This is a genomic window from Paenibacillus sp. MAHUQ-63, assembly GCF_028765165.1.
In the GTDB taxonomy this organism is placed as follows: domain Bacteria; phylum Bacillota; class Bacilli; order Paenibacillales; family NBRC-103111; genus Paenibacillus_E.
This window is the reverse complement of the sequence record NZ_JARADB010000002.1, coordinates 171,551-193,872: the sequence shown is the minus strand read 5'-3', so window position 1 is coordinate 193,872 and position 22,322 is coordinate 171,551. Positions and strand designations below refer to the sequence as shown.

The window sequence follows — 22,322 nt, the reverse complement described above, 5'->3', positions numbered from 1 at the left end:
TGTTTAGCCTTTGACTGAGCCGGAAATACCTTCGATGAAATATTTCTGGAATACAATGAAGACAAAGATGACGGGCACCAGCGAAATGGATGCGCCGGCAGCCATACCGGACCAATCGATCGTATGCTCGCCCGCGAACGAAAACATACCGACTGCAAGCGTTCGCAGCTCGGGTTTATTCAATGTAAAGACGAGCGGCACAAAAAACGAATTCCATGTCCATATGAACTGCATAATGATCGTTGTCGCGATAATCGGCTTCGACAGAGGCAGCATAATCTGCCAAAAGATCCGCAGAAACCCGCTTCCGTCCATCTCCGCGGACTCCTCCAGCTCCTTGGGCAAGCCATGGAAATAAGCCATGAACAAGAGAATGAACAGCACATGGGCGCCGGACGATTCGGCCAAAATAATACCGGGCATCGTGTTAAGAAGGCCCAACTGCTTCACGATCATATATACCGGGATGATGGTGTATCCCTTAGGTATAAACATGGTAGCGCTGAAGACAACCACGAGCAGCTTCCTTCCCGGGAATTGGACACGCCCGAGCGCATAGCCGGTCCACATGCACAGCAGCGTAACGATAGCGACCGTAGACACCGTCACGATGACCGAGTTGATGAAGTAATCCGAGAAGTGGCCAACCTTCCATGCGCGCACATAGTTCAGCCACTGCATAGACGCGGGTAGGAGCTTCAACCCCGAAGTGATATACTCCTGATTCGTCTTCAGAGACGAGAAGATCATCCAGATGAAAGGATAAATCCAGATGAAGCCGAGGACCGTCAGCACGATATGAAGCAAACCATCCGCCAGACGAGCTTTGTGTCTTGTTATCATCCCCTGCCTCCTGACCGCTGCAGCCGCTTCGCGATGAGACCGAGAAGCGCTGTCAACAGGAATATCGCAACGCCAAATACAATGCCCGCCGCCGACGCATAGCCGATCTGCGGGAAGCCGCTTGTGCTGAATGCGAAATTATAAATATACAGATCCATTGTCTCGGTCGCGTAGAACGGCCCTCCGCCCGTTAACGTTTTGACTAAATCGAATACATGCATGCCGTTGACCACCGTCAGCAAAAGAATCACGGCGGCGACCGGCGCCAGCAGCGGAAGCGTAATATACCGCAGCGTTTGCAGTCCGTTCGCCCCGTCCGTCTTCGCCGCCTCGTAAACGTCCTTCGGCAGGGATTGCAGCCCGGCGAGCCAGTAGACCAGTACCATGCCGAAAAATTTCCACGAGCCGATGAGGATCAGAACGAGCATGGCGGTACCGGCCTGACCGAGCCACGGGATCGGATCGGATAGGGCTCCCAGCGCTATCAGAACCTCGTTGACCAACGCATTTTCGTTGCCGAAAATGAATTTCATCACGATGCCCACCGTCGACGTGGTCGTAACGACCGGTAAAAAGTACACCGTCCGGTAAATGACCTTACCTTTGAACAAAGCCCGGTTCAGAATGAGTGCGAGCAAGAGCGAAGTCGGCATCAGAATCAACGTCTTGGCCGTCATGTAGATCATACTGTTGCGAAACGCATTCCAGAACGCATGTTCATGGACTAGCTTAATGAAATTATCCCAACCGATGAAGTTTTCGAGGGGACCGAATCCGCTCCATTCATAGAAAGAATACACGTAGCTCATCACGATCGGATACACGGTAAATGCAAGGAAAAAGATGACCTGCGGACCGATCAGTACGTAGGCCCACAGGTAACGGATTCGCGTCCGCCGGGAAGCCGGCCATCGAATCATGGATGCAGTGCGACTCACGGATGTTCCTCCTTCCGGGCTGCAGCCGGCCGCAGTTCTCGGGCAGTCTCGGGCGTAAGCCTTGCCGCTGCCCTCCTGCTTGCTGGCTCGCGCTTATTTGCTCAGCTCGTTATATTTCTCTGTCGAATACGACTGAAACGGTACCCAGTTAGGGAATTGGTAATCCGACTGCCGCACGGGCGTTCCGGACTTGTTCACCTTGTCGATCGATTCCTGCAGCGCTTTGTTATAGCCTGCAGTCAATTGTGACAGCTGGGCCTTCACATCCTTCACTTGCCCCGCCAAATATCCTTCCATAATTTTACCGACCGTTTCCTTCGGCTTCTTCCCGTTGAGCTCCGTATTCACTTGAACCGCTGCACGGGTGCGCGTGTACGGATGAGGCGAGAGAATAAACGTTTTATCCTGAATGTTCTGTGCTTCAACGAATGGGGGGTTGTCGATCTTGACCGTTTTGTTTTGTTCAATAATCGGTGACCCCTCGATGCCAAGCTCCAGCTGTTTGGCGTAATAGCGATCCATGTAGAACTGCAGGAACAGCTTGACTTCCTCATAATGCTTCGTGTTCTTGCTTACATGCAGCGTCGCTTTCGTTTCCCCCTGGAACGCATAATATTGTGGCTTACCGTCCTTCGTCGGCAGCGGTGCAACGCCAAAATCATTAAATTTGTTATTCTGCTGAAGCTCCGAGGACAGGAATGTGCCGTCGATGACGAAGGCCGCCTTGCCTCCGGCAAACAGACTGGACGCTTCCCTGTAATCGATGACCAGACTGTTCGGATGAAGCAGCTTCTCGTCCTGAAGCTTTTTAATAAACTCAATGCTCTCCACGTACCCAGGCGAATCGAATTCATATTGTCCTGTTTTCAGATTAAAGCCGTCATTGGGAACAACCTCCGGCTTAATCGCCGTCCCCATCTGCCCCAAATAACCGCTCACCAGCCAGTCGGTTTTAATGCCCAAAATTAACGGATATACGTCGCTGCCGCTTTGTTTGATTTTGGCCCCGACCTTAACGAAATCATCCCAGCTCTTAGGCACGTCGTTCTCGGATAAGCCGGCGTTTTTCAATACATTCTTGTTGTAATAAAGTACGTGAGCGTAACGGCGCGGTGTGAAATGAGGCAGTGCATACACCTTCCCGTTCAACGTGGTGAAGCCCTCGGTCCAAGTGCCCTCATAGAACTTATCCTTATAGCCCTGTACCGCATCGTCAATATCGCGAATGAGGCCAAGACGGTTTAATTGATCGACGGGAACCGCGTTGCTATTAGCGAAAATATCCGGCAGGTCATTGCTCGCTACAGCCGCCTGCAGCTGGGTGGAATATTGGGAGGAGGCGATCGCCGGCAGCTCCACTTTAATATTCGGGTATTTTTGCGAGAATTCTTGGATCGCCTGCTCCAAGGCTTGCTGGGACTCCGGCCAGCGGTGCCAAAATTTGATCGTAACCTGCTCTTTGCTCGGTCCTTCAATCTTCTGATCCGCCGCGCTTGTCCCGTTATTCGAGCAGCCGCTGATCGCCGCGCCTGCGGCTAGCAGCAAAGCCAAACCGGTTAATCTTCTTTTTTTCATAGATCCTAACCCCTCCGACAAAAGTTTTTGCATCGCCGGTTTTCCGGTAGACATCCATTAAAATCATATTGGTATACTTGGTTTTAATGCAATTTCATCATACGGCATCCGTAAGCTGTTAACAGCGAGAAAAATTTAGCCCGCAGGTGAATTTTTTAGCCGTTTATTTGTTCCCGCAGCCCGAACCATGCAATTTGCGGAAGTCCCCCGGCGTCATCCCCCACTCATTTTTAAATAAAGTAGTAAAATAACGATGGTCCTGATAACCTAAGCTTTCGGCCAGCTTCGTAATCGGCTGATCGCCGGATGCCAGCAGCCGCTTCGCTTTCTCCATGCGCTTCTTGGTCAAGTACCTGATAAAGCTTAATCCGGTTTGCTGCTTGAACATTCGGCTTAGGGTGACCGGGTGCACACCGGCTTCCGCCGCCAGCGATTCCAAGGTGATGTCCATATCGGCGCGCTGCTCCAGAAGACTGAGCGCCTTATCGAACCAATCCGCGGAGCCTCTCGTGACGGAGGCCGGATGCAATTGATCGAACCGCCTCATCACCCACTCCAGCAACCAGGTCTTCAGCTCCTGCCAGCTCGGAAAGCGCTCCGCTTCCCGGAGCCAACTCTCCTTAGGACCGTGCTCCAGAATACGAAAGGTCTGCCCTTCGGTTAAGTCCGAATCGAGCAGCGTAACGAGCTTCGCGCATTCCTCCCGAACCACATCGGCCTGAAGCCTTTGAAGCTCCTGCATCCATACGGACAAAGCTTCATCCAGCTTCTCCCGGTCCGCTGTCTTCACCGCTCGGACAACACTCAGCCTGCAGCCGCCTGCCGAATCCGCATTCGACCTGTAGCGTCCGCTATGCAACGCTCCGTTCCCGTAAAAGCGCTTCGTCTCCCAGGCCTTCCACTCCACCGGCCAGATCCGGGACAGCTCGCCCGAATCCCGGAAGCTCCCCCCTGTGTAAGCCGGCTCCGCCGGAACAATCAGGACTCTCTGCCCTTGGCAATCAAATCCGCATATGGCGTTGGGATGCGATTCGGTATGATTCGAGCCGTCCTCAAATACAATCGACTTCGGCACCCGGTCATCAAACCATGGAGAAACGTTACCAAAGAACGTCCCCTGAATCTTCGTTGTCCCCTGGCCACCGCCCTGCAGAGCGCCGCTCAGCTCAATGGCCAGCTGCTCGGACAATCGGTCATAGGCCGTATGCACGAGCTGCTTTAATTCATCGACATCGGCGGGTTTAAGCAAATAGTCGGAGGCGCCGTAATGCACCGCTTTCTTCGCATACTCAAAGTGACTGTAGCCGGTCAGCATGACGACCTTCGTCTTGGGCAGCGCATGCATCACCTTCGCCAGCATATCGAGGCCATCCAGTTCAGGCATCCGGATATCCAGGAAGACGAGCTCGGGACGTATAAGCTTGATTTGCTCCAACGCCTCTAACCCGTAGCCTACATCGAATACGTTCGCATGGGGGTGCGATTCCGATAATTTCACAACGATGCTGTGCCGAACTTCCTGCTCATCGTCCGCTACGCAAATTTTCATATGAATCCACCTTGTCTGTATGTTTTATTGTAAAATAACAAAATACATCTCATGCCCCGGAAGGAGAATGCACGATGCGCAGCCCGCTCCGAGCTCTGCCGCTCTCGCTTAAATACAAAATACTAGTGATCGTGCTTATTATGACGATCGTCCCGATCTTGCTCGCCAGTCTGAGCTGGCATTACCAAATGGTGCGCTCCAGCCTGCTTCATTCGTCTGCGGTATCATCGCAATTCGCCCGCTATGCTGCGAGAGAAGTCTCGCAATCCCTTCAAGAAATCAACCAAGCGCTGGATCCGCTTCTAATTGATTCGAGCTTCCAGAAGTACATCAAGATTCCCAAGGACGATATCGTCAGCCAAGCCGGCAGCATTCTGACGTTCCGGCCCAAGCTCGACCCGCTGCTCCAATCCCATCCGGAAATTGAGGGCATCGTCTATTATGATAGGGAAGGTAAGATATTATATAATTCCAATCAGAAAAGTATGAATTATACCTATGACTTTACTTCGAATCCGCTATTTCAGCAAGCGGTATCCGTAAATAAGCCGGTACTGAGCCAGGTTCATCCAACCGATTATACGCTGGGCAATCCGCAGGAAAGCCTCTCTCTGATCAGGCCGGTCACTTACTTGATCAGCGGAGAAATTGAGGCATGGTTAATCGTTGACATTAAAGCCTCGCATTTCCGAACCCTCGTGAATGGAAGTTATGAGGCAGGCGACGGTCAAATTGTATTATACCATCCCGCTAGCGGACACATCATATCCAAACAACCGCTTCCCGGCGCGCTTCATGACGATCTCCATCTTGCGCTTCAAACAGGAGGAGCACCGGGTGAAGAGCTCTTGTTTGAATCCCAGGGTGAACACTTCGAGGTTATCGCGCAAGACATGTTTCCCTCCGGCTGGCAGATGGTGCTGTTGACCCCCTTCGATGCCATAACGCAGGGCGTGAAGGAATCCAGACTGTGGACGCTGCTCATCGCTTTCCTCAGCATTGTTGCCGCCTGTTTCATTGCATTTCCCTTGATCTCCGGTCTGCGGCGGGTCGAACACCAACTGTACGAATCCAAGGTGAAGGAGAAGGAGAAAGAGCTGCTGCTGCTCCAAGCGCAGATCAATCCGCATTTTCTGTTCAATACCTTGGAAACGATCGAATCCTTGGCCATGAAGCTGAACGGCGAAGCGGTCCGCAGTATGGTGCAGAGCGTATCCCGCATGATGAGATATAACGCGAGGAGTGACCAGGGCTGGTCCAGTTTGCGCGAAGAAATCGCGTTTGTTACGCACTTTTTGAAAATTCACCGCTACCGTAACGGCATTGAAGTCCCGTGCCAATGGCATGTCAGCCCGGAGCTTATGGATGTGCCGGTTATGAAGCTCGTGATCCAACCGTTCGTCGAGAATGCCCTTAAATACGGCTGGACCCCAGCCATGAAGCCGGACGAATTCACACTAGCCGTTCACATTCATCGGCAGGACGCCGGGCTTGTCGTCCGCATTGCGAACACAGGAATCTCTATCCGTGATGCGGACTTGGAGAAGCTCAACAGGATGCTTAGCGGAGAGCTCGTCAAAGGCGACCCTTATTTTCATGAGCACACCGGGGTGTTCAATGTGTACCAACGGCTCGTGCTCTCCTACGGCGACTCGGTAAGGATGCATGTTTCCAAGCTGTCTGACGGAGGAACGATCGTGGAATTTCAAATTCCGCTCCTTGCGGATGCTAACTAACTTGAAATTGTTCAACTAGCCGAACGCTTCCCGCCAACAGGGGCTTGTTTTTCCACCGGAGCGGAGGAATATTGAGAGAGTAACCAAACTTGATAAGGCGGTGTTCGACTTGGTTCAATTGGGCGCAGGCATTACAACGATTCCGCTAGGAGCGGCAACCAACAGCAATCCTTACATCCCCACGGTCCTGTGGGATGAGCAAGACGTCATTCTCATCAATACCGGCATCCCCGGCCAGCTGGAGCTGATTCGTGCCGCATTTGGGCCCATAGTGAATAATGAATAGCAGGAAGAAGAACCTCCGCCTACACGGTTGTGTAGGCGGAGGTTCTTCTCGTGCAACGGCCGCTGCTTCCTCTTGGACATGAACCCGTTAATCCTTCACGGACCCTTGCATGAGCCCGGCAATAAACTGACGGCTGAACAAGGAGAACACAATTATAAGCGGTAAAGTAGCCATCAAGGTAGCTGCCATGACCATTGAGTAATCCGTGCTGTAAACACCGTTCATAGAAGCGATCAGCATCTGAATCGTGAACTTTTCCTGCACCGAGATCACGACTAACGGCCACAAGTAATCGTTCCACGAACCTAGGAAGGTAATGATTCCGAGTGTCGCCAGAGCGGGCCGCAGCACAGGAAGCGCTACCAGCCAGTACAGATTGAAGGAGTTACAGCCGTCGATGCGGCCGGCATTGATAAGCTCGTCGTGCACGACGGAGGCCGTATACTGCCGCATCCAGAAGATCCCAAATGCACTGGCCGCCCCTGGGACGATGAGTGCTTTCAAATCATTGATCCAGCCCAGCTTCTGCATAATAATGAACTGTGGGATTAAGCCCAGCTGCTGGGGCACCATCATCGTGGCCAAGAGAAAGAAAAACAATGGCGTTTGGCCTGGAAACTGAAACTTGGCAAAGGCAAACCCCGCTAAGGAGCAGAAAAACAGAACCAGCAGCGTATGTACGCCTGCGACGATGAGACTGTTGCCGAAGGAGCGGAAAAAACCTACATGATCGAGAACCTTCCCGATATTCACAAGCAATTGGTCTCCTGGCAGAAGCCGAGGCGGGAAACGGAACATATCCGCAGTCGTCGCCGTCGACATGACGAGCAGCCAGTAGAAAGGGAATAGAGAGAGAAGCGCCCCGATCCCCATCGCGCAATGGAGCCAGAAGGTGCCTGGCGCCCTTGTCTTCTTCACGGATGCTGCTGTGAATACTTGACCGATGGACACTTTGGAAGACGACCCAGCCATCAGACTCCCTCCCCTCTTGAGACGAATTTCCAGTTCACGAATGAGAAGATGCCGATGATCAAGAAGAGCATCCATGCAACGGCTGAAGCATATCCGAACATTTGATTGCCGAAAGCTTGATTATACAGGTAAAGCACAAGCGTCAGTCCTTCTTTGGTCGCTCCGCCCGTATTGCCGACCAGGATCAGCGGTTCCGTGAACAACTGCATCCCGCCGATAGTCGAGAGGATCACGGTGAACAGGATGATTGGCCTCAGCAGCGGCAATGTAATGCTGATGAACTGCTGCGTCCGGCTGGCGCCATCAATGGTAGCCGCCTCGTACAAATCATTCGGAATGCTCTGCAGACCGGCCAAATAAATGATGGCATTATAACCCGACCAGCGCCAAATGACCATGAGCGAGATGGCCACCTTCACCCAGAACGGATCATTGATCCATTCGATCCGGGGCAGACCTACGGCCTGCAGCAGCCCGTTGATAAGACCGAATTGGCTGCCGAAGAACGAGCCGAAAATAATCGCAACGGCCACGATCGAAGTAATATTCGGGAGGAAATAAACCGCCCGGTAAAAGTCCTTAAACCGCATGAAAGCTGCGTTAAGCAAAAATGCGATCACCAGTGCAGCGAAAAGCTGCGGTACGGTGGAAAGAAACCAAATGATGAAGGTGTTGCCTACCGACTTCCAGAACTCCGGATCATCGGTCAGCAAATTACGGAAATTACGGAACCCTACAAATTCCATCGGTCCCAGCCCGTCCCATGAATGAAAAGCCAGATACAGCGAAAATAAGATGGGAAACAGGCTGAACACGATAAAAAGAATATAAAACGGAGAAATCATTACGTAGGGCGCCAGATGGGCTTTGAATTTGTTCATCGGCTCCACTCCAATCCTGTTCGAGTATCCCATAAGGCGGCAAATGGGCTCCTATCACCCTGCCGGGCATAACCGATTTGCCGCCTGCCGGCTGCTATTTATTTTTGAGCTTCGTCTTGGCCTTCTCGACAAGCGCCCAGAACTCTTTATCGGGATCCTTCGTTTTATCCACCGCTACGGCCTGCATGCCGTCCCCTATGATATCCGCAACCGTTTGATAATTCGGTCCTTTCCGCTGCACTTTCACGTCCTTTGCCACCTCGGAGTACAGCACGCCTAATTTCTGGTTGCCCCAGAATTCATAGCCTGTCTCCGTGAAAGCCTTATCCCCATAAATGGAAGGGGTTGACGGGAAATTACCGGATATTTTGAAAACTTCAAGCTGCTGCTGCGGAGAAAGCATCCATGTGATGGCGGTATAAGCTTCCTTCGCGTATTTCGACTCTTTCGGAATCAGGAGGAACGATCCCCCCATGTTGCCTGTGCCTTCCGGGATTTTGGCCGCCCGCCATTTGCCTTTGGTATCAGGTGCGCGCGTCTCGACGTGCCCACGGCCCCACGCCGCCGATATGTAAGTTGCGATTTTGCCGGAGTTCAGGGCGGCGGAATATTCCTGCAGCGCATTTTTCTGGTCATAAGTGCCGGCGATCCCCATATCGCGAGCCTTCTTGAAATAATCCAGCGCTTTCTTCACTTGCGGATTCGTTTCGATGATTAGCTTATCGTCCTTATCGAAGTACAATTCATCGCCTTGGTCGCGGATAGCGCCGAATAACTCATTAGGGTTGGACAAAATATCAGCGCCCGTTTTCTCCTTAAGCGTTTTGCCGGCAGCCAGGAAGTCGTCCCATGTCTTGATTTTGGCCGCAACATCGTTCGGCTCTGAGGGCAATCCGGCTTGCTGGAACAAATCCTGGCGGTAATAAAGCACCATAGGACCGATGTCCGTAGGCAGCCCGAGCTGCTTATCGCCAACCTTCGATTGGTTCCACTTCCATTCCAGGTAATCTTTCGCCAAATCCTTGGCGCCAAATGTATTCAGATCGTTAAATTTATCCGGATATTTCAAGAACTGGTCCATCTGCGAAATGTCGATCATCGCGATATCAGGAGCCCCCGATCCGGCGGACATAGCGGTCAGAAGCTTTTTATGAGCGTCCTCCCATTTGTAAATTTGCGGAATAATCTCGATGTTCGGATGTGTGCGATTGAACTCGGGGATGATTTTTTCGAATGAAGCCCCCTGCCAAAACCACATTTGCAGCTGTACTTTTTTGCCATCGCTTGCTTTCGCATCCGTTTTGACTGCATCCGGCGTTCCTCCGCCACTGCTGCAAGCACTAAGAAGGAGGACGGAAGCCATTAGCATACCTATGGCCTTACCCTTTGATACGTTTTTCATCGACAAACGCTCCCTTCAAATTTCGAGCCTATCAAGAAAGCCCTTACATTTAGTATAAACAGGGGTAGCCGTACCGTATAGGTAACACATCTTCGATTTCTTGGACTTAAATTAGGTAAGTTCCGTCAACGTTCTCGATAGACACCCGGGGCTACGCCTTCACATGTTTTGAAAATACGGCTGAAATAGGCCGGATCCTTGTAGCCCACCTTCTCGCACACCTCGTACACTTTCAAATTCGTTTCCCGCAGCCATCTCTTGGCTTCCGTCAGCCGGTACTGGGTCAAGTATTGAGTGTATGTCATCCCGGTTACTTGGTGAAACAGATTGCTTAAATAATTCGCATTGATTTGGTACTGCTGGGCAAAATCAGAGAGGTTCGCAGCTCCCGCAAACTCCTTGTGAACATACCCGAGCAGCGCCCGGATGATTGGCGGGAACGATTCGCCGCCGCTTTCTTTGCGCGTTATTTCGGTGAAGCCCAGGCTCATCATGCTGCGAATATACATCAAGCTGAGATCCCCGATGTCTTTGGTCGTACCCCCGTCCCCCGTCTTCACCTCGATCCGCAGCTTCGCCGCCATCCATTTGGCCGTCTCCTGCACTTCCCTTTCCCAAGATGCCTGATCGCACTTCTCTGCAAAGAGCACCACCGTAACAAGACGGTCTTCCAGACAAACGGCGGCCGTTCCCAGACGGCTGAATGCTTCGTGCGCGCATTCCCGAATAAAATAGCGCACGGAAGCTTCTCCCAGCGATCTTAAGTCCTTCGTTGAGAAGGATACTAGCATCACCTTCTCATAGGTTGGAATTAACCCTGCGTCGAAGGTTGGAACCGGAACGCCTTGGAGCAGATCGTGCAGACGCTTCTCCAGAAGCGCCCGTTCCCGAATGACGCTAACTTGTTCGGAGGCTAACCGGCGGCGGTGCTTCTCATAGGAGGCGGCGTACACCTCCTGGAGCTTGGCCTTGGACAACGGCTTGAGCAAATAGGCCGTTACTCCGTGCTCCATCGCCTTTTGCGCATAATCGAACTCCGCATGTCCCGTCAATACGTAAACATCGGTCTCCGGAGAATGCTCCCGGGCGAATTGCGCCAATTGCAAGCCGTCCGCCGTCGGCATGCGGATATCTGTAATGAGGAGCTGGACATTCCGCTCCGTAAGCACGGTCATCGCTTCAACTCCGTTCGAGGCATCCAGCACCTCACCGATCCCATCGAAGCGAGCGAGGGTCCGGCATACGGGCTGGCGCACATTGGCTTCATCATCGACTACAAGTACTGTAAACATCCACATCACCTTTCTGTTCGCATCTTTTCGAATTGGCGGACGATGTTCTTCCACGTGAGCTCCGGATCGGCCCCTTCGGCTTCAACATGCCGCAGCCCGTCCTTAATCAAACGTTCGATCCCGGCATATTCGAAATCATCATACGCCGCTTGGTAGCGAAGTGCCGTATAGGAATAAATTTGGCCGACAGGCGCTTCGTTGAAGAAAGGGTCCCGCACCTCCAGAAACTCTCTCGACGAGTAAGATTCCGGCGTAGAAGGGAAATTCCCGCTGCCGATGAAATTGTCCAGCTGCTGAGGCGGTGCCGTCAACCACTGTGCAAGCTCGTACGCCGCCTGCGGATTCCGGCTCGTCTGGGGAACGGCCAAACAGGATCCCGACCAATTCGAGGGCAGACCGGGAGCCCGCGTCAAGTCCCAGACACCCGCAGTCGCCGGTGCAATTTTCTTGAACGTCCCATGAAGCCAGGAAGGTGCCAGAACGACGGCAAATTTGCCTTTTACTGCGGCTTCCGCCCAAGCGGAGGATTGCGATTGAACGCCCGCGTTCAGCCCCAGCTTGTGGACATGGACGGCACGGTCCCATGCCTCTTTCACATGCGGATCGAGTTCGCTTGCCATAGGTGTCAAATAATGACCGTCGAACTGATTCAAGTAGCTCATAAACATGTTGGCCAAATTATCGAACAGGTAAGCGCCCGTCTTCTGTTTGATGAGCAAGCCTGCCTGCTCCAATTGTTCCCAGCTATCCAGCAGCTTGGCGACCTCCTCCCGATCTGTCGGAAGCCCCGCCTCCTGGAACAAATCACGGCGGTACGCCAGGGCGACCGGACCGATATCGACCGGCATCGCGAAGAGGAAGCCGCCATTCTTGCTTTCCCCTTGACGCCATTTCCACTCCAGGAAGTGCTCCCTCTCATCACCGTAATCATAGAGATTGTTAAATTTACTTTGGAAGCGCTTTACTTGATTCAGCTGCGACGCTTCTAGCAGAACCAGATCCGGTGTATCCGATTTAGTTGCGAATGCCGTCATGAGTCCAGGCATAATATCATTAATTTGAAATGTGACGATTTCCACATCCACCTCAGGATGCTCCGCTGTATACTTTTTCACGAGCCGTTCCAGTCCGCTGCCAGGCCAAAGCCATATCCGCAATTTAACGACCTTGGACGTGCTTTCGCCTATATTAGGCATAGCCGTTACAGGGACGCATGAGGTTAGCATAAAGAAACTCAAGAGCAACGTCATGAACCGAATAGCAAGCGCAAAGCGTTCGTTAAGCAGCGCCGTCACCCCCTCTTTTGGAAAGAATCGGCGGCACCGGAACCATCTCCGAAGCGTGAAGCGGCAGCAGCAGCATGACCTGCAGCCCGCCCATAGAGCTTATGGAGAGGCTGATACCGCTATTCGGCCCGAAAAACGCCTGCAGCTGCTTATGCAGGTTGATCAGCCCGATCCCCCTTCCCTTCTTCTCGAAGCCGTTCTCTTGATGGATGCTTAATTCCAACGCCTTGAGCGCTTCTTGCGTCATGCCTACGCCGTTATCTTCGACCGAGCACACCATCATGCCGTCATCCCGGTAGATCCGCACCCGGATCTGCCAGCCGCCCTCCGCTTGCTGCTCCAAGCCGTGATGGAAAGCATTCTCGACAAGCGGCTGCAGGATGAGCCGAATGACACGCTGTTGTTCCAGTCCCTCCTCGACCTCAATGCTCACCTGGAATTTCTGGCCGTACCTCGCACGCTGCAAGAGCAAGTAACGATCCAGCTGTTCCAAGTCTTCTCCCAGTCTTACGAGATCCGTAGAAGGGTGAACGCTATATCGGAGCAGTTCGCTGAGTGCAAGCGTCATGGTCTGCGCCTGGTCCGGCCGTTCGTCTTCAATAGTCCAGTAAATCAGATTCAGCGAATTGTATAGAAAGTGCGGCCGGAACTGCGCTTTGAGCGCGACCAGCTGAGCCCACTGGGCGGTGATCTGCTGTTCGGACAGCCGCTCCACGACCTCTTCCAGTTCCTCGACCAATGCGTTGTAATTGGCGTACAAGCGAGTGATTTCGCGGCTGGCGAAGGGCTTGTCGATCGGTTTGACCCCCTCCTTGCGCAAGCGGTTCATCCCGTCGGCCAGCAGCCGGATCGGCTTCGTCAGCGTCCAAGTGAAATAGGTCACGAACGCCAGGGCAATGAGGATGCCTGCGCCCATCGTGATCAAGGCATGCGTCCAGATTTGCGAAGCATCGCTGTTGACGGCCTCCGGTTTGAAGTAAGCAATTGTCGTCCAACCGCTGTAAGAAGACTTGGCATAGGTCACGAGTACCTGGCGCTGGTCTTCCCTTGTCTTCCACTCGAAGAACGGTTGGGCATTCATTCCGAACTTGCTGAAGAGTCCTACATCCGCAGCGGTGCCGATCTCGCGCGGGACCGTTGAATACACGATGTTGCCGATGGAATCCATCACCTGCACCTTCCGTTCGATGCGCTGGCCCATTTCGCCGATCATGCGATTGATTTTATCGACCGGAAACACCACGAACACATCCCCGATCGGCGTTAGCCGTGACGGGTCCATTAATTTGCGGGCCCCGATGATCGCCGGGATCTCTCCGTCACGCCAGGCGGGTCCATACACCCATAGCATGTGTCCGTCAAGCGCTTCCATTTTGCTGTACCAGCTTACCGCACCTACATCGTCCGCCTGCCGCCAGAAGAGCTGCAGCGATTCATTCGAAGAGTAGGCCTGTCCGTTCAGATCGAAGATATGCAGGAGCATGTCCCCTGCAATGTAGCGTATCTTTTCAGCCAAATAGCGGTTCAGCTCCATCGAAGCCGAGGGTTCGGCTCCCTGCGCCGCTTTTAATACCGTCAGCACTTTCTCATCGAACGCGACCATCTGCGAAGCTTGATCATATTGACGCAGGAGAACATCAATTTTGGCGGATAACTGCTCCACGGATTCTTGGGTATAGCTTGCGGTTCGATTGAGGACGATCTGCGATGTCATTCTGTAATTGAGCAAGTTCGTAAGAGCGATCGCCATAGCGGCAATCAGGAACATGCCGGCCAACAGCTGAATGAAAATTGGAACGGGGCGACACAGCAATGCGCTTACCTCCATTCTTCAAGTGTAAAATAAATTGTCATTTACCTTTTTCTACCGATTCTATCCATCCCCTTTCTGGACTCGCCAAAATCCGTCTTACGAACTAGTCCTTCGACGAATAACTGCCTTATTCGATTTTTTTCGATAGAAAAAAGCACTCAGACTGAGTGCTTTCATTCGTCTATATGCGTGCTAGCCTGCCTCTCCTTGTGCGAACTGATGCTGATACAATCCCGCGTAAAAGCCGTTCAACGTGAGCAGCTCCTCGTGCGTCCCCTGCTCCTTGATCTCGCCGTCGTTGATCACGAGAATCCGATCCGCCTCGCGGATGGTGCTGAGCCTATGGGCAATGACGAAGCTCGTTCGGCCTTTCATCAAAGTTTTCATCGCCTCTTGGATGTGAAGCTCGGTGCGGGTATCCACACTGCTCGTCGCCTCGTCCAGAATCAGGATGGACGGATCCGCCAAGACCGCGCGGGCGATGGTCAGCAGCTGCCTCTGTCCCTGGCTCAAATTGCTGCCCTCCGCATGCAGATAGGTGTCATACCCGGCCGGCAGCTTCCGGATGAACGCGTCGGCATTCGCCAGCCATGCGGCCTTCTCCACCTCTTGGTCCGTGGCGTTCAGACGGCCGTACCGAATATTGTCCCGAATCGTCCCGGAGAAGACGTACGCATCCTGCAGCACCAGGCCGATCTGCCGGCGCAGCGCCGATTTGTTCATATGCTGAATATCTTCCCCATCGATGAGAATGCGCCCCGACTGAATGTCGTAGAATCGCGTCAACAGATTCATGATTGTCGTCTTCCCCGCCCCCGTCGGGCCAACCAACGCGATCATTTGACCCGGTTTGGCGTGAAGCGAGACCTGTTTCAACACCGCCACATCAGGTTTATAGCCGAAATTCACGCGATCAAATATAACCTCGCCCTGAATGGGTTTCACCCGCGCGCCTGCAGCATCCACCATCGTTTCCGGCTCCATATCCAGCACTTCGAACACTCGCTCGGCCCCTGCCACAGCGGCTTGAAACAAATTATACTGGTTGGCGAGCTGGTTGATCGGCTGGCTAAACTGGTTGGCATAGTTCAAAAAACTGACGATAATCCCTATCGTAATGATCTCATGATAAGCAAAAATGCCCCCGAACACCGCAATCACCACGAAGCTTAAGTTGCGCATTGAATTCATGAGCGGTCCCATGGACCCCGACAAGCTTTGGGCTTTCACGCCGATGCTGCGCAAGTTCTCATTCATTTCGCGGAATTGCTCGATCGACTTGGCTTCTCTGCCGTAGACCTTCACCACCTTGAGGCACGCAATGTTCTCTTGAGCGAAGCCGTTCACTTCGCCAAGCTGCTTCTGTTGTTCCGAGAAATATTGGCGGGTGTACTTGGTAATTTTTTTGGTCAAAAAAGCGATGATCGGAACGGTCAATACCGTGACCAATGTCATCCAGAGGCTCAAGCTCAGCATCATCGCCAAGCTGCCCACCAGCATCAGAACGCTGGAAATCAGCTGCACAACCGTCTGATTCAACGTATTGGACACGTTCGTCATATCGTTCGTGGCACGGCTCATCAGCTCGCCGTGGCGCCGCTGATCGAAAAACGGAAGCGGCAGCCGCTGATACTGCTCGAACAAGTCCTGGCGCATCGCTTGAACGGTGTTCTGCGAGAGGCTGGAGGCCACGTACTGCTGTATCCAGGTGAATACGGCCCCCAACACATAGACGCCAAGCAAAACGAAGCCCATTTGAGCCAAACCGTCCAAACGTTGCGGTACAATGTACTCATCGATGATTTTACCGATGTAATAAGGACCTAACAGCATGAAAACGGATGTTAACGCCGTGCATGCAATAACGATCCACAACGCCCGGCGCTGCTGCTTCAAATAACCCCAAATCCGCAGCAATGTGCCCTTGGTGTTGTGGGACCTCACCTTGGGAACCACTCCATGATGCGGCCCCTGCCCTTGGCGGAAGCCCATTTGTTCGAAATTCGCCCGCGCGTTATTCACTGGTGTAGGTTCGGATGGTTGACCGGTAGCCATAGTCGGACGCCTCCTCTCTGCCGAATTGCGATCTGTATATATCCTGATAAACTCCGCACGTGGCAAGCAGCTTCTCGTGGGATCCGCTGCCCACAATAGCCCCCTCATCGATGACCACGATCTTCTGGGCTTCCATGACCGACGAAATTCGCTGCGCGATCAAGAAGGTGATACTGTCTTGAGTCAGCTTCTTCAGCGCCGTGCGCAGGCGCTTCTCGGTTGCAAGATCCAATGCGCTTGTACTGTCGTCCATGATGAGAATCGACGGCTTCACGAGCAGCGCCCGCGCGATGGAGATGCGCTGCTTCTGCCCGCCGGACAAGTTAACGCCCTTCTGCCCGAGCATCGTGTCGTATCCGCTTGGCAGCTTCGCGATGAACTCGTGCGCCTGCGCGATTGTCGCGGCTGCTTCAATCTCCTCCTGCGTCGCGCCAGGCTTGCCGAAGGCGATGTTATCCCGGATCGAGCCGGTAAACAACAGCGATTCCTGCATGATCATGCCGATGCTGCTCCGCAGCGCTTTCAGCGGAATGTCGCGGATATCCCGTCCGTCGACCTCAATGGCACCGGACGTCACGTCGTACAGCCTCGGGATTAATTGGACGAGCGAAGATTTACCTGACCCTGTCGCTCCAATGATGGCGACGGTTTCCCCTTGCTTGGCTTCCAAATGAATGCCCTGCAGCACCAGGCTCTTGGCGTCCGGCGTCCCCGAGTAGGAAAACGAGACATCGCGGAATGTCACTTGCTTCGCAGGAATCGACGTGACGTTTTCTTGTTCCACGCTCTCAATACGCGGCTGTGTCTTCAATACATCTTGAATCCGGCGAGCGGACACATTGGCTTGGGAGACGTTCATCAGCAGCCCGCTGACCATCAGCAAGGAGGCGAGCACCTGAGCCACATAGTTGACGAAAGCGACCAAATCGCCGACCCGAACAGAGCTGTTCCACACCAGATTGCCGCCGTAGAGCAAAATAATAACCAGGCAGCCATTCATAATCAGCGTCACGATCGGTGAATTCAGCGCGATGAACCGCGCCGCTTTGATCGAAATATGCGTATATGCGCCATTAACCTCTTGAAATTGCTCCGTCTCATAATCCGATCGGACGAAAGCTTTCACAACCCGAATGCCCGCCAAATTTTCCTGAATTCTCGTATTGACGGCATCGAGCTTCGCTTGCACACTCGCAAACAGCGGGGAGGAATAACGAATGAGCACGAAGAGGACCGCGCTCAGGACGATTAATGTCCCCAGCAGAATTAGCCCCAAACGCATATTCATCAGCATCGCCATCACTACGCTGCCAATGAGCAGGCTCGGCGAGCGGACTAAACCTTGGAGCATGATTTGCATCAAGTTCTGCACTTGAACGACGTCGTTCGTCATGCGAGTAATGAGCGATCCCGCCTTGAACGTATCCATGTTCTCGAACGAGAAGGACTGGATTTTCGTGAATAGAGCCTCACGAATATCCGCTCCGAAATTCTGGGAAGCGCGGCTTGCAAACAGGTTGCACCCTACGCCTGTGATGAGCGACAGCAGCGTCACCACAAACATCGTGATTCCTGTGCGTTCGATGACGCCGAAGTCGCGCTCGACGACCCCGAAGTTCACAATATGTGCAGCTAAGCGAGGCTGCAGCAAATCAAAAAACACCTCAAAGATCATGAAAAGCGGCCCCAGTATCATAAACTTCCAATACGGCTTGATATAGGCTCTTAATCCCCACATGGCTATTGGTTTCCTTCCTCTTCCTCAGCTTGACCCTCTTCGCCTTCGATTTCTCGAATTTCAAAATGCTGCGTATACTGATCAATAACACTCTCAATTGCCTTTAATTCGCCAAGCAGTATCGGCCTGATTTCTTGAAACTCCGCTGCATCGAGCTGCTGCTTGATCGTGGCACGATTCACTTTCAGCCGTTCAAGAAACTCGAGTGCCCGGCCTCGGCGGAAAGTTTGCGCACCATGGTGATGGTGCCGCCCCTTATGGCCTCCACCTCGATGCTTATCGCCTTTCATACGGCCATCTGGATCCTTCACGGATACACACGCTCCTTTTCGTATACAAATGTATACATCAAACTTAATTTCACTGTATACATTTGTATGCGAAATGTCAATATAAAAAACCGTCGGGAGATATCGTCCGGACGGTTATACCCTATTATTGAATGCCTGCAGTTCCTCGGTCCAATACTCAATTTACGAATGTTCGACTAACTCTTGTTGATCTAAGAAAATAAACGACCCAATAGATAAAGAAAACCAATATTGCGCAGGGAAGATATGAAATCGGATGACTCACTCGTGTCTGACAGACACAGTCAAGTATCTTCGGATACACAACGTATTACTCACTCGTGTCCAGTTTTGAAAGGTGAATCCTTTCAAGGCAAGCTTCGGCGATTAACGGTAATTACTACCGCTATTCTGGAGATTCAGCATCGTTTTGACGGGTTAACGGGAATTACTCCTGTTATTTTGAACGAAATGGCGATGGGATCTCGCTTAAAGGCGAAAATAACGGGAGGTTTTCCTGTTAATGAGCAATTTAAGCTGATAAATTCAGAATTAGAGGGAGAAATTCCAGTTAAGACGAAGCGGCTTCCAAATTGTTGACAACCTACATCGCTTCACGCATGTTACGGCTGCAACATTGTTCCTTGAATAATTAAGCATAATAATTAAATACAATAATAGCCATCCGCCGATGCGAACTGGATCATCCTCTTGCATGTGCGTATACGACTCCAAACTCGTTCCTCCAGTCCCATTCCCACCGTGGTGTCACGCTTAATTATATTCCCCGCTTCTCCATAACCGATGCATTCCACTTATTTTGGCGATACTCGGTCGGCGTAAATCCCATATGCCGTTTAAACATTTTAGAGAAGTGCACGTAATCCGAAAAGCCAACTGCAGCGCTGACTTCATAGACTTTATCAGCCGATTCAGAGAGCAGCTCCGCCGCTTTATTCATCCTGAATCTGATCAGATATTGGCTGAACGGGACGCCAAGCTCTGTTTTAAACATATAACTGAAATTCGCAGGCTTCACTTCAAGCTCCTGAGCCATTTTAGTCAGCGTGAGATCCGGGTCGCCAAAATGCTTGTCCACATAAGCGATCGCCGATTGAATGAATTTGCCGTATCCCCAGTTCCTTGTGCCCCGAATCGTTTTCATGACCGCATACACATGGGCCGTAAATGTATCGATGTGTTGAGTGACTTTGTCCAAGCCTCGTGAAGCCGGCAATTCTTGCCCTGCAACATTTCGAAATTCGTCTTCCAATAATGCGATATATCCTGTAAGTTTTCTCTCCATATCATAGGCGGTGTGACTGTTTGCCATAAGTTCATGCTGTAAGGAGTTCAGCTCTTTCTCTATTTCCAGTTCACGGAGATTCCATAGATCGCTAGCCAGCTGTTTGGCGCTCGTTTTGAAAGACCATAGCTGCTCCTTATTATCATGAACAATGCGTGCTTTCTCCCGTTGGATCTTCTCCCGTAAGGCGTTTAGCGTCGGCAGCAGGTTATCCTCATTGATCGGTTTCAATAAATAATCGGCGGCGCCTGCCCGCATCGCTTGCTGGGCATAGGCAAACTCCCCGTAACCGGAAACGACGATAACCGAAGAGGCGATCCCTTCCTGCCTAAGGGCCGTCATGAAGGTCAACCCGTCCATCTGAGGCATACGAATATCCGTAATAATGATGTCCGGCATATGCTGCCTTGCCAGCTCCATCGCCTGCAGCCCATCCTCTGCTTCTCCCACGATCCTGACATCCTGTGCTTCCGATTCTATAAGAGCAATAAGCCCCATTCTGACTATAGATTCATCTTCGGCAACGATAACCGTCAACATCCAGACTGCTCCTTCCGGTATGGCATTCTAATCTCAACAATGCTTCCGCTGTTTCCTGAACTTAGAATGGAAAGGCCATAAGGTTCGCCAAATTCAAGCCTCAGTCTGCTGTGGACGTTCCACATGCCCATACCTCCGAATGGAGCGCTTGCTTGCAGCATCTGTTCCTCCGACATATAAGCGAAAGCCTGGTTATACGTCTCCACTAGATCAAGCGGCATCCCCTTGCCTTTATCTATAATGAGAAGTTTTACACCGGAATCGTCGAAACTGGCCCGGAGACCAATGTATTCCGGCTTTAGCGAATGATCTTCGTAGCCATGAATGAAAGCATTCTCAACAATCGGCTGCACGGTGAGACGCAGCGTATGAATATCCTTCAAACGTTCAAAATCCAGATCCACGTCTACCTCCAAACTCTGGTAGCGCTCCCTCTGGATGTGAATGTAGTTGAACATGTGCCGGATTTCCTCAGCCAGTGAAACGGTGTCCTCCGGATTGTCGATGCTGTAGCGGAATAGATCGGACAGCCATACCGTCATCTGACTAATCGGTTTGACCTTGGCGATGATCGCATACGCATTGATAACCCCCAGTGTATTATATAGAAAATGGGGATTGATTCTCGCTTGAAGCATTTGCAGCTTGGATTCTCTTTGATGAATAGCCATTTCTTTTTCCTTAAGGTGGGAGGTATGGATCATATCAATCAACCGGTTCAAATCCTCCAGCATCAGGTTAAACCCTCTGTTTAAGCTTCCAATTTCATCTTTGCGCAGCGGAGCACGTATACTCAAGTCGCCCATCTCCACTTTTTTCATCAAATTCATAAGGTGTGAAAGCGCACGGGTGATGGACAGAGAGAAGCTGAGAATCGTTACGAAGGCCAATACGATGAGCAGCAACGCAAAGCCAAGGGTGAGATTTCGAAAATAAATCAGATCCTCCATTAACTCGCGCAGCGGAACTTCGGACACGATCGTGAGTCCCGTCGATGCTGAACGGTTATACACGACAATGGTCTTACCCGCGCCAGATCCGTTCGTAAAGTAAGGTGAGTTGCGTTCTGCAAAATGGCTCTTATAGATGTCTGGCAGCTGCTGCTGTCTTCTATCCGAATCAGGGTGGTACAAATACCGGTCGTCCGTGTTCACGATGGAGATTATCCCTGTTTTGCCAAGCTGAGCTTGATTAATAATGTCGGTCGTTCGGTTCAAGGACAAATCAATGATGAGATATCCTGCCGTTACATACGTAACATTATCTATAATTCTTCGAAATACCGTGATCACCTCGGTGCCGTCGCCCGTCTTGCTGATGCCCAGAATCCGGAAGTTATCCTTGGAGTTCTCTGATAATTCTTTCCTGTATTTGTCTACCCGATCGGAGAAAGCGATATTGCTATAATAAGGACCTTTCAATGAAATGATGGACAGTCCATAGATATCATCTCGATTATATACCGTATTGGGAATGAGATCCGATTGAATTCGGGAGCTTAAATCGTAATAGTCATATTGATTATTCGGGTTTATTTTGACGAATTGCTGTACAAGAGGTTGGGTAAGCAGAGGGAGGGTCGCTTTCTTGATATCCGAAAAGTAAACATCAAGATTGTAGTTCATTTGACGCATAAGCTGCTGGCTATTATTAATGGCATTATCCTCAATGGTTTCCATTGAACGGTCATACCAGAACTTGCCGAGAACTAGAAACGGCACACAGAAGAAGCCGAAAAAGAGCAGAACCAGCTTTAACTTGATCGTCATCGTCTTGATTCGCATCACACATACCCCTTTTTCTACTTCCCTCTGTGCTTC

General features: G+C 51.7%; 17 protein-coding genes. 2 read left to right on the top strand and 15 right to left on the bottom strand.

What is annotated here, in order from left to right; translation table 11 throughout:
- Positions 1-3: 3 nt before the first annotated feature.
- The 4 genes from PUT07_RS09185 to PUT07_RS09170 all read right to left on the bottom strand — a co-directional run bounded on the left by PUT07_RS09185 (position 4) and on the right by PUT07_RS09170 (position 4,905).
- A complete protein-coding gene (locus PUT07_RS09185) occupies positions 4-843 on the bottom strand; it encodes a carbohydrate ABC transporter permease (protein WP_274467657.1) in 840 nt (279 codons plus the stop codon).
- Positions 840-1,781, bottom strand: a complete 942-nt coding sequence (locus tag PUT07_RS09180; RefSeq protein ID WP_274467656.1) for a carbohydrate ABC transporter permease — start codon at positions 1,779-1,781, stop codon at positions 840-842. Before PUT07_RS09180 ends, PUT07_RS09185 begins: the two co-directional genes overlap by 4 nt.
- 93 nt (positions 1,782-1,874) lie before the next feature.
- Positions 1,875-3,356 (bottom strand): ABC transporter substrate-binding protein, encoded by a 1,482-nt coding sequence (locus tag PUT07_RS09175; RefSeq protein ID WP_274467655.1) that lies wholly within the window; start codon positions 3,354-3,356, stop codon positions 1,875-1,877.
- 163 nt (positions 3,357-3,519) lie between these two features.
- Entirely contained in the window at positions 3,520-4,905 is a 1,386-nt protein-coding gene (locus PUT07_RS09170; protein WP_274467654.1) for a response regulator transcription factor, read from the bottom strand.
- Positions 4,906-4,979: 74 nt separating this feature from the next.
- Between PUT07_RS09170 and PUT07_RS09165 the strand changes: the two genes are divergently transcribed.
- Positions 4,980-6,641 (top strand): cache domain-containing sensor histidine kinase, encoded by a 1,662-nt coding sequence (locus tag PUT07_RS09165; RefSeq protein ID WP_274467653.1) that lies wholly within the window; start codon positions 4,980-4,982, stop codon positions 6,639-6,641.
- 109 nt (positions 6,642-6,750) lie between these two features.
- Entirely contained in the window at positions 6,751-6,927 is a 177-nt protein-coding gene (locus PUT07_RS09160) for a hypothetical protein (RefSeq protein ID WP_274467652.1), read from the top strand.
- Positions 6,928-7,014: 87 nt separating this feature from the next.
- Here the strand turns inward: PUT07_RS09160 and PUT07_RS09155 are convergent, their stop codons facing one another.
- From PUT07_RS09155 to PUT07_RS09105, 11 genes are all read right to left on the bottom strand, one after another.
- Positions 7,015-7,800 carry a carbohydrate ABC transporter permease gene (locus PUT07_RS09155; RefSeq protein ID WP_379239761.1) on the bottom strand — a complete coding sequence of 262 codons (786 nt, stop codon included), beginning with the start codon at positions 7,798-7,800 and terminating at the stop codon, positions 7,015-7,017.
- Positions 7,801-7,898: 98 nt separating this feature from the next.
- The gene (locus PUT07_RS09150) at positions 7,899-8,780 is read right to left on the bottom strand and encodes a carbohydrate ABC transporter permease (RefSeq protein WP_274467650.1); all 882 of its coding nucleotides are present in this window, start codon (positions 8,778-8,780) and stop codon (positions 7,899-7,901) included.
- A gap of 94 nt (positions 8,781-8,874) precedes the next feature.
- A complete protein-coding gene (locus PUT07_RS09145; RefSeq protein ID WP_274467649.1) occupies positions 8,875-10,182 on the bottom strand; it encodes an ABC transporter substrate-binding protein in 1,308 nt (435 codons plus the stop codon).
- A gap of 125 nt (positions 10,183-10,307) precedes the next feature.
- The gene (locus PUT07_RS09140) at positions 10,308-11,474 is read right to left on the bottom strand and encodes a response regulator transcription factor (protein ID WP_274467648.1); all 1,167 of its coding nucleotides are present in this window, start codon (positions 11,472-11,474) and stop codon (positions 10,308-10,310) included.
- 5 nt (positions 11,475-11,479) lie between these two features.
- Positions 11,480-12,700, bottom strand: a complete 1,221-nt coding sequence (locus PUT07_RS09135; RefSeq protein ID WP_274467647.1) for an ABC transporter substrate-binding protein — start codon at positions 12,698-12,700, stop codon at positions 11,480-11,482.
- A gap of 52 nt (positions 12,701-12,752) precedes the next feature.
- Positions 12,753-14,573, bottom strand: coding sequence for a cache domain-containing sensor histidine kinase (locus PUT07_RS09130; protein ID WP_274467646.1), 1,821 nt, complete (start codon positions 14,571-14,573; stop codon positions 12,753-12,755).
- A gap of 192 nt (positions 14,574-14,765) precedes the next feature.
- A complete protein-coding gene (locus PUT07_RS09125) occupies positions 14,766-16,628 on the bottom strand; it encodes an ABC transporter ATP-binding protein (protein ID WP_274467645.1) in 1,863 nt (620 codons plus the stop codon).
- Entirely contained in the window at positions 16,588-18,366 is a 1,779-nt protein-coding gene (locus PUT07_RS09120; protein ID WP_274467644.1) for an ABC transporter ATP-binding protein, read from the bottom strand. The genes PUT07_RS09125 and PUT07_RS09120 overlap by 41 nt, the downstream gene beginning before the upstream one ends.
- A gap of 2 nt (positions 18,367-18,368) precedes the next feature.
- On the bottom strand, positions 18,369-18,677 hold the full coding sequence (locus tag PUT07_RS09115) for a hypothetical protein (RefSeq protein ID WP_274467643.1): 309 nt from the start codon (positions 18,675-18,677) through the stop codon (positions 18,369-18,371).
- A gap of 757 nt (positions 18,678-19,434) precedes the next feature.
- Entirely contained in the window at positions 19,435-20,502 is a 1,068-nt protein-coding gene (locus PUT07_RS09110) for a response regulator transcription factor (protein ID WP_274467642.1), read from the bottom strand.
- Complete coding sequence (locus tag PUT07_RS09105; protein WP_274467641.1) at positions 20,496-22,286, bottom strand: sensor histidine kinase; 1,791 nt, start codon at positions 22,284-22,286, stop codon at positions 20,496-20,498. The genes PUT07_RS09110 and PUT07_RS09105 overlap by 7 nt, the downstream gene beginning before the upstream one ends.
- Positions 22,287-22,322: the final 36 nt, after the last annotated feature.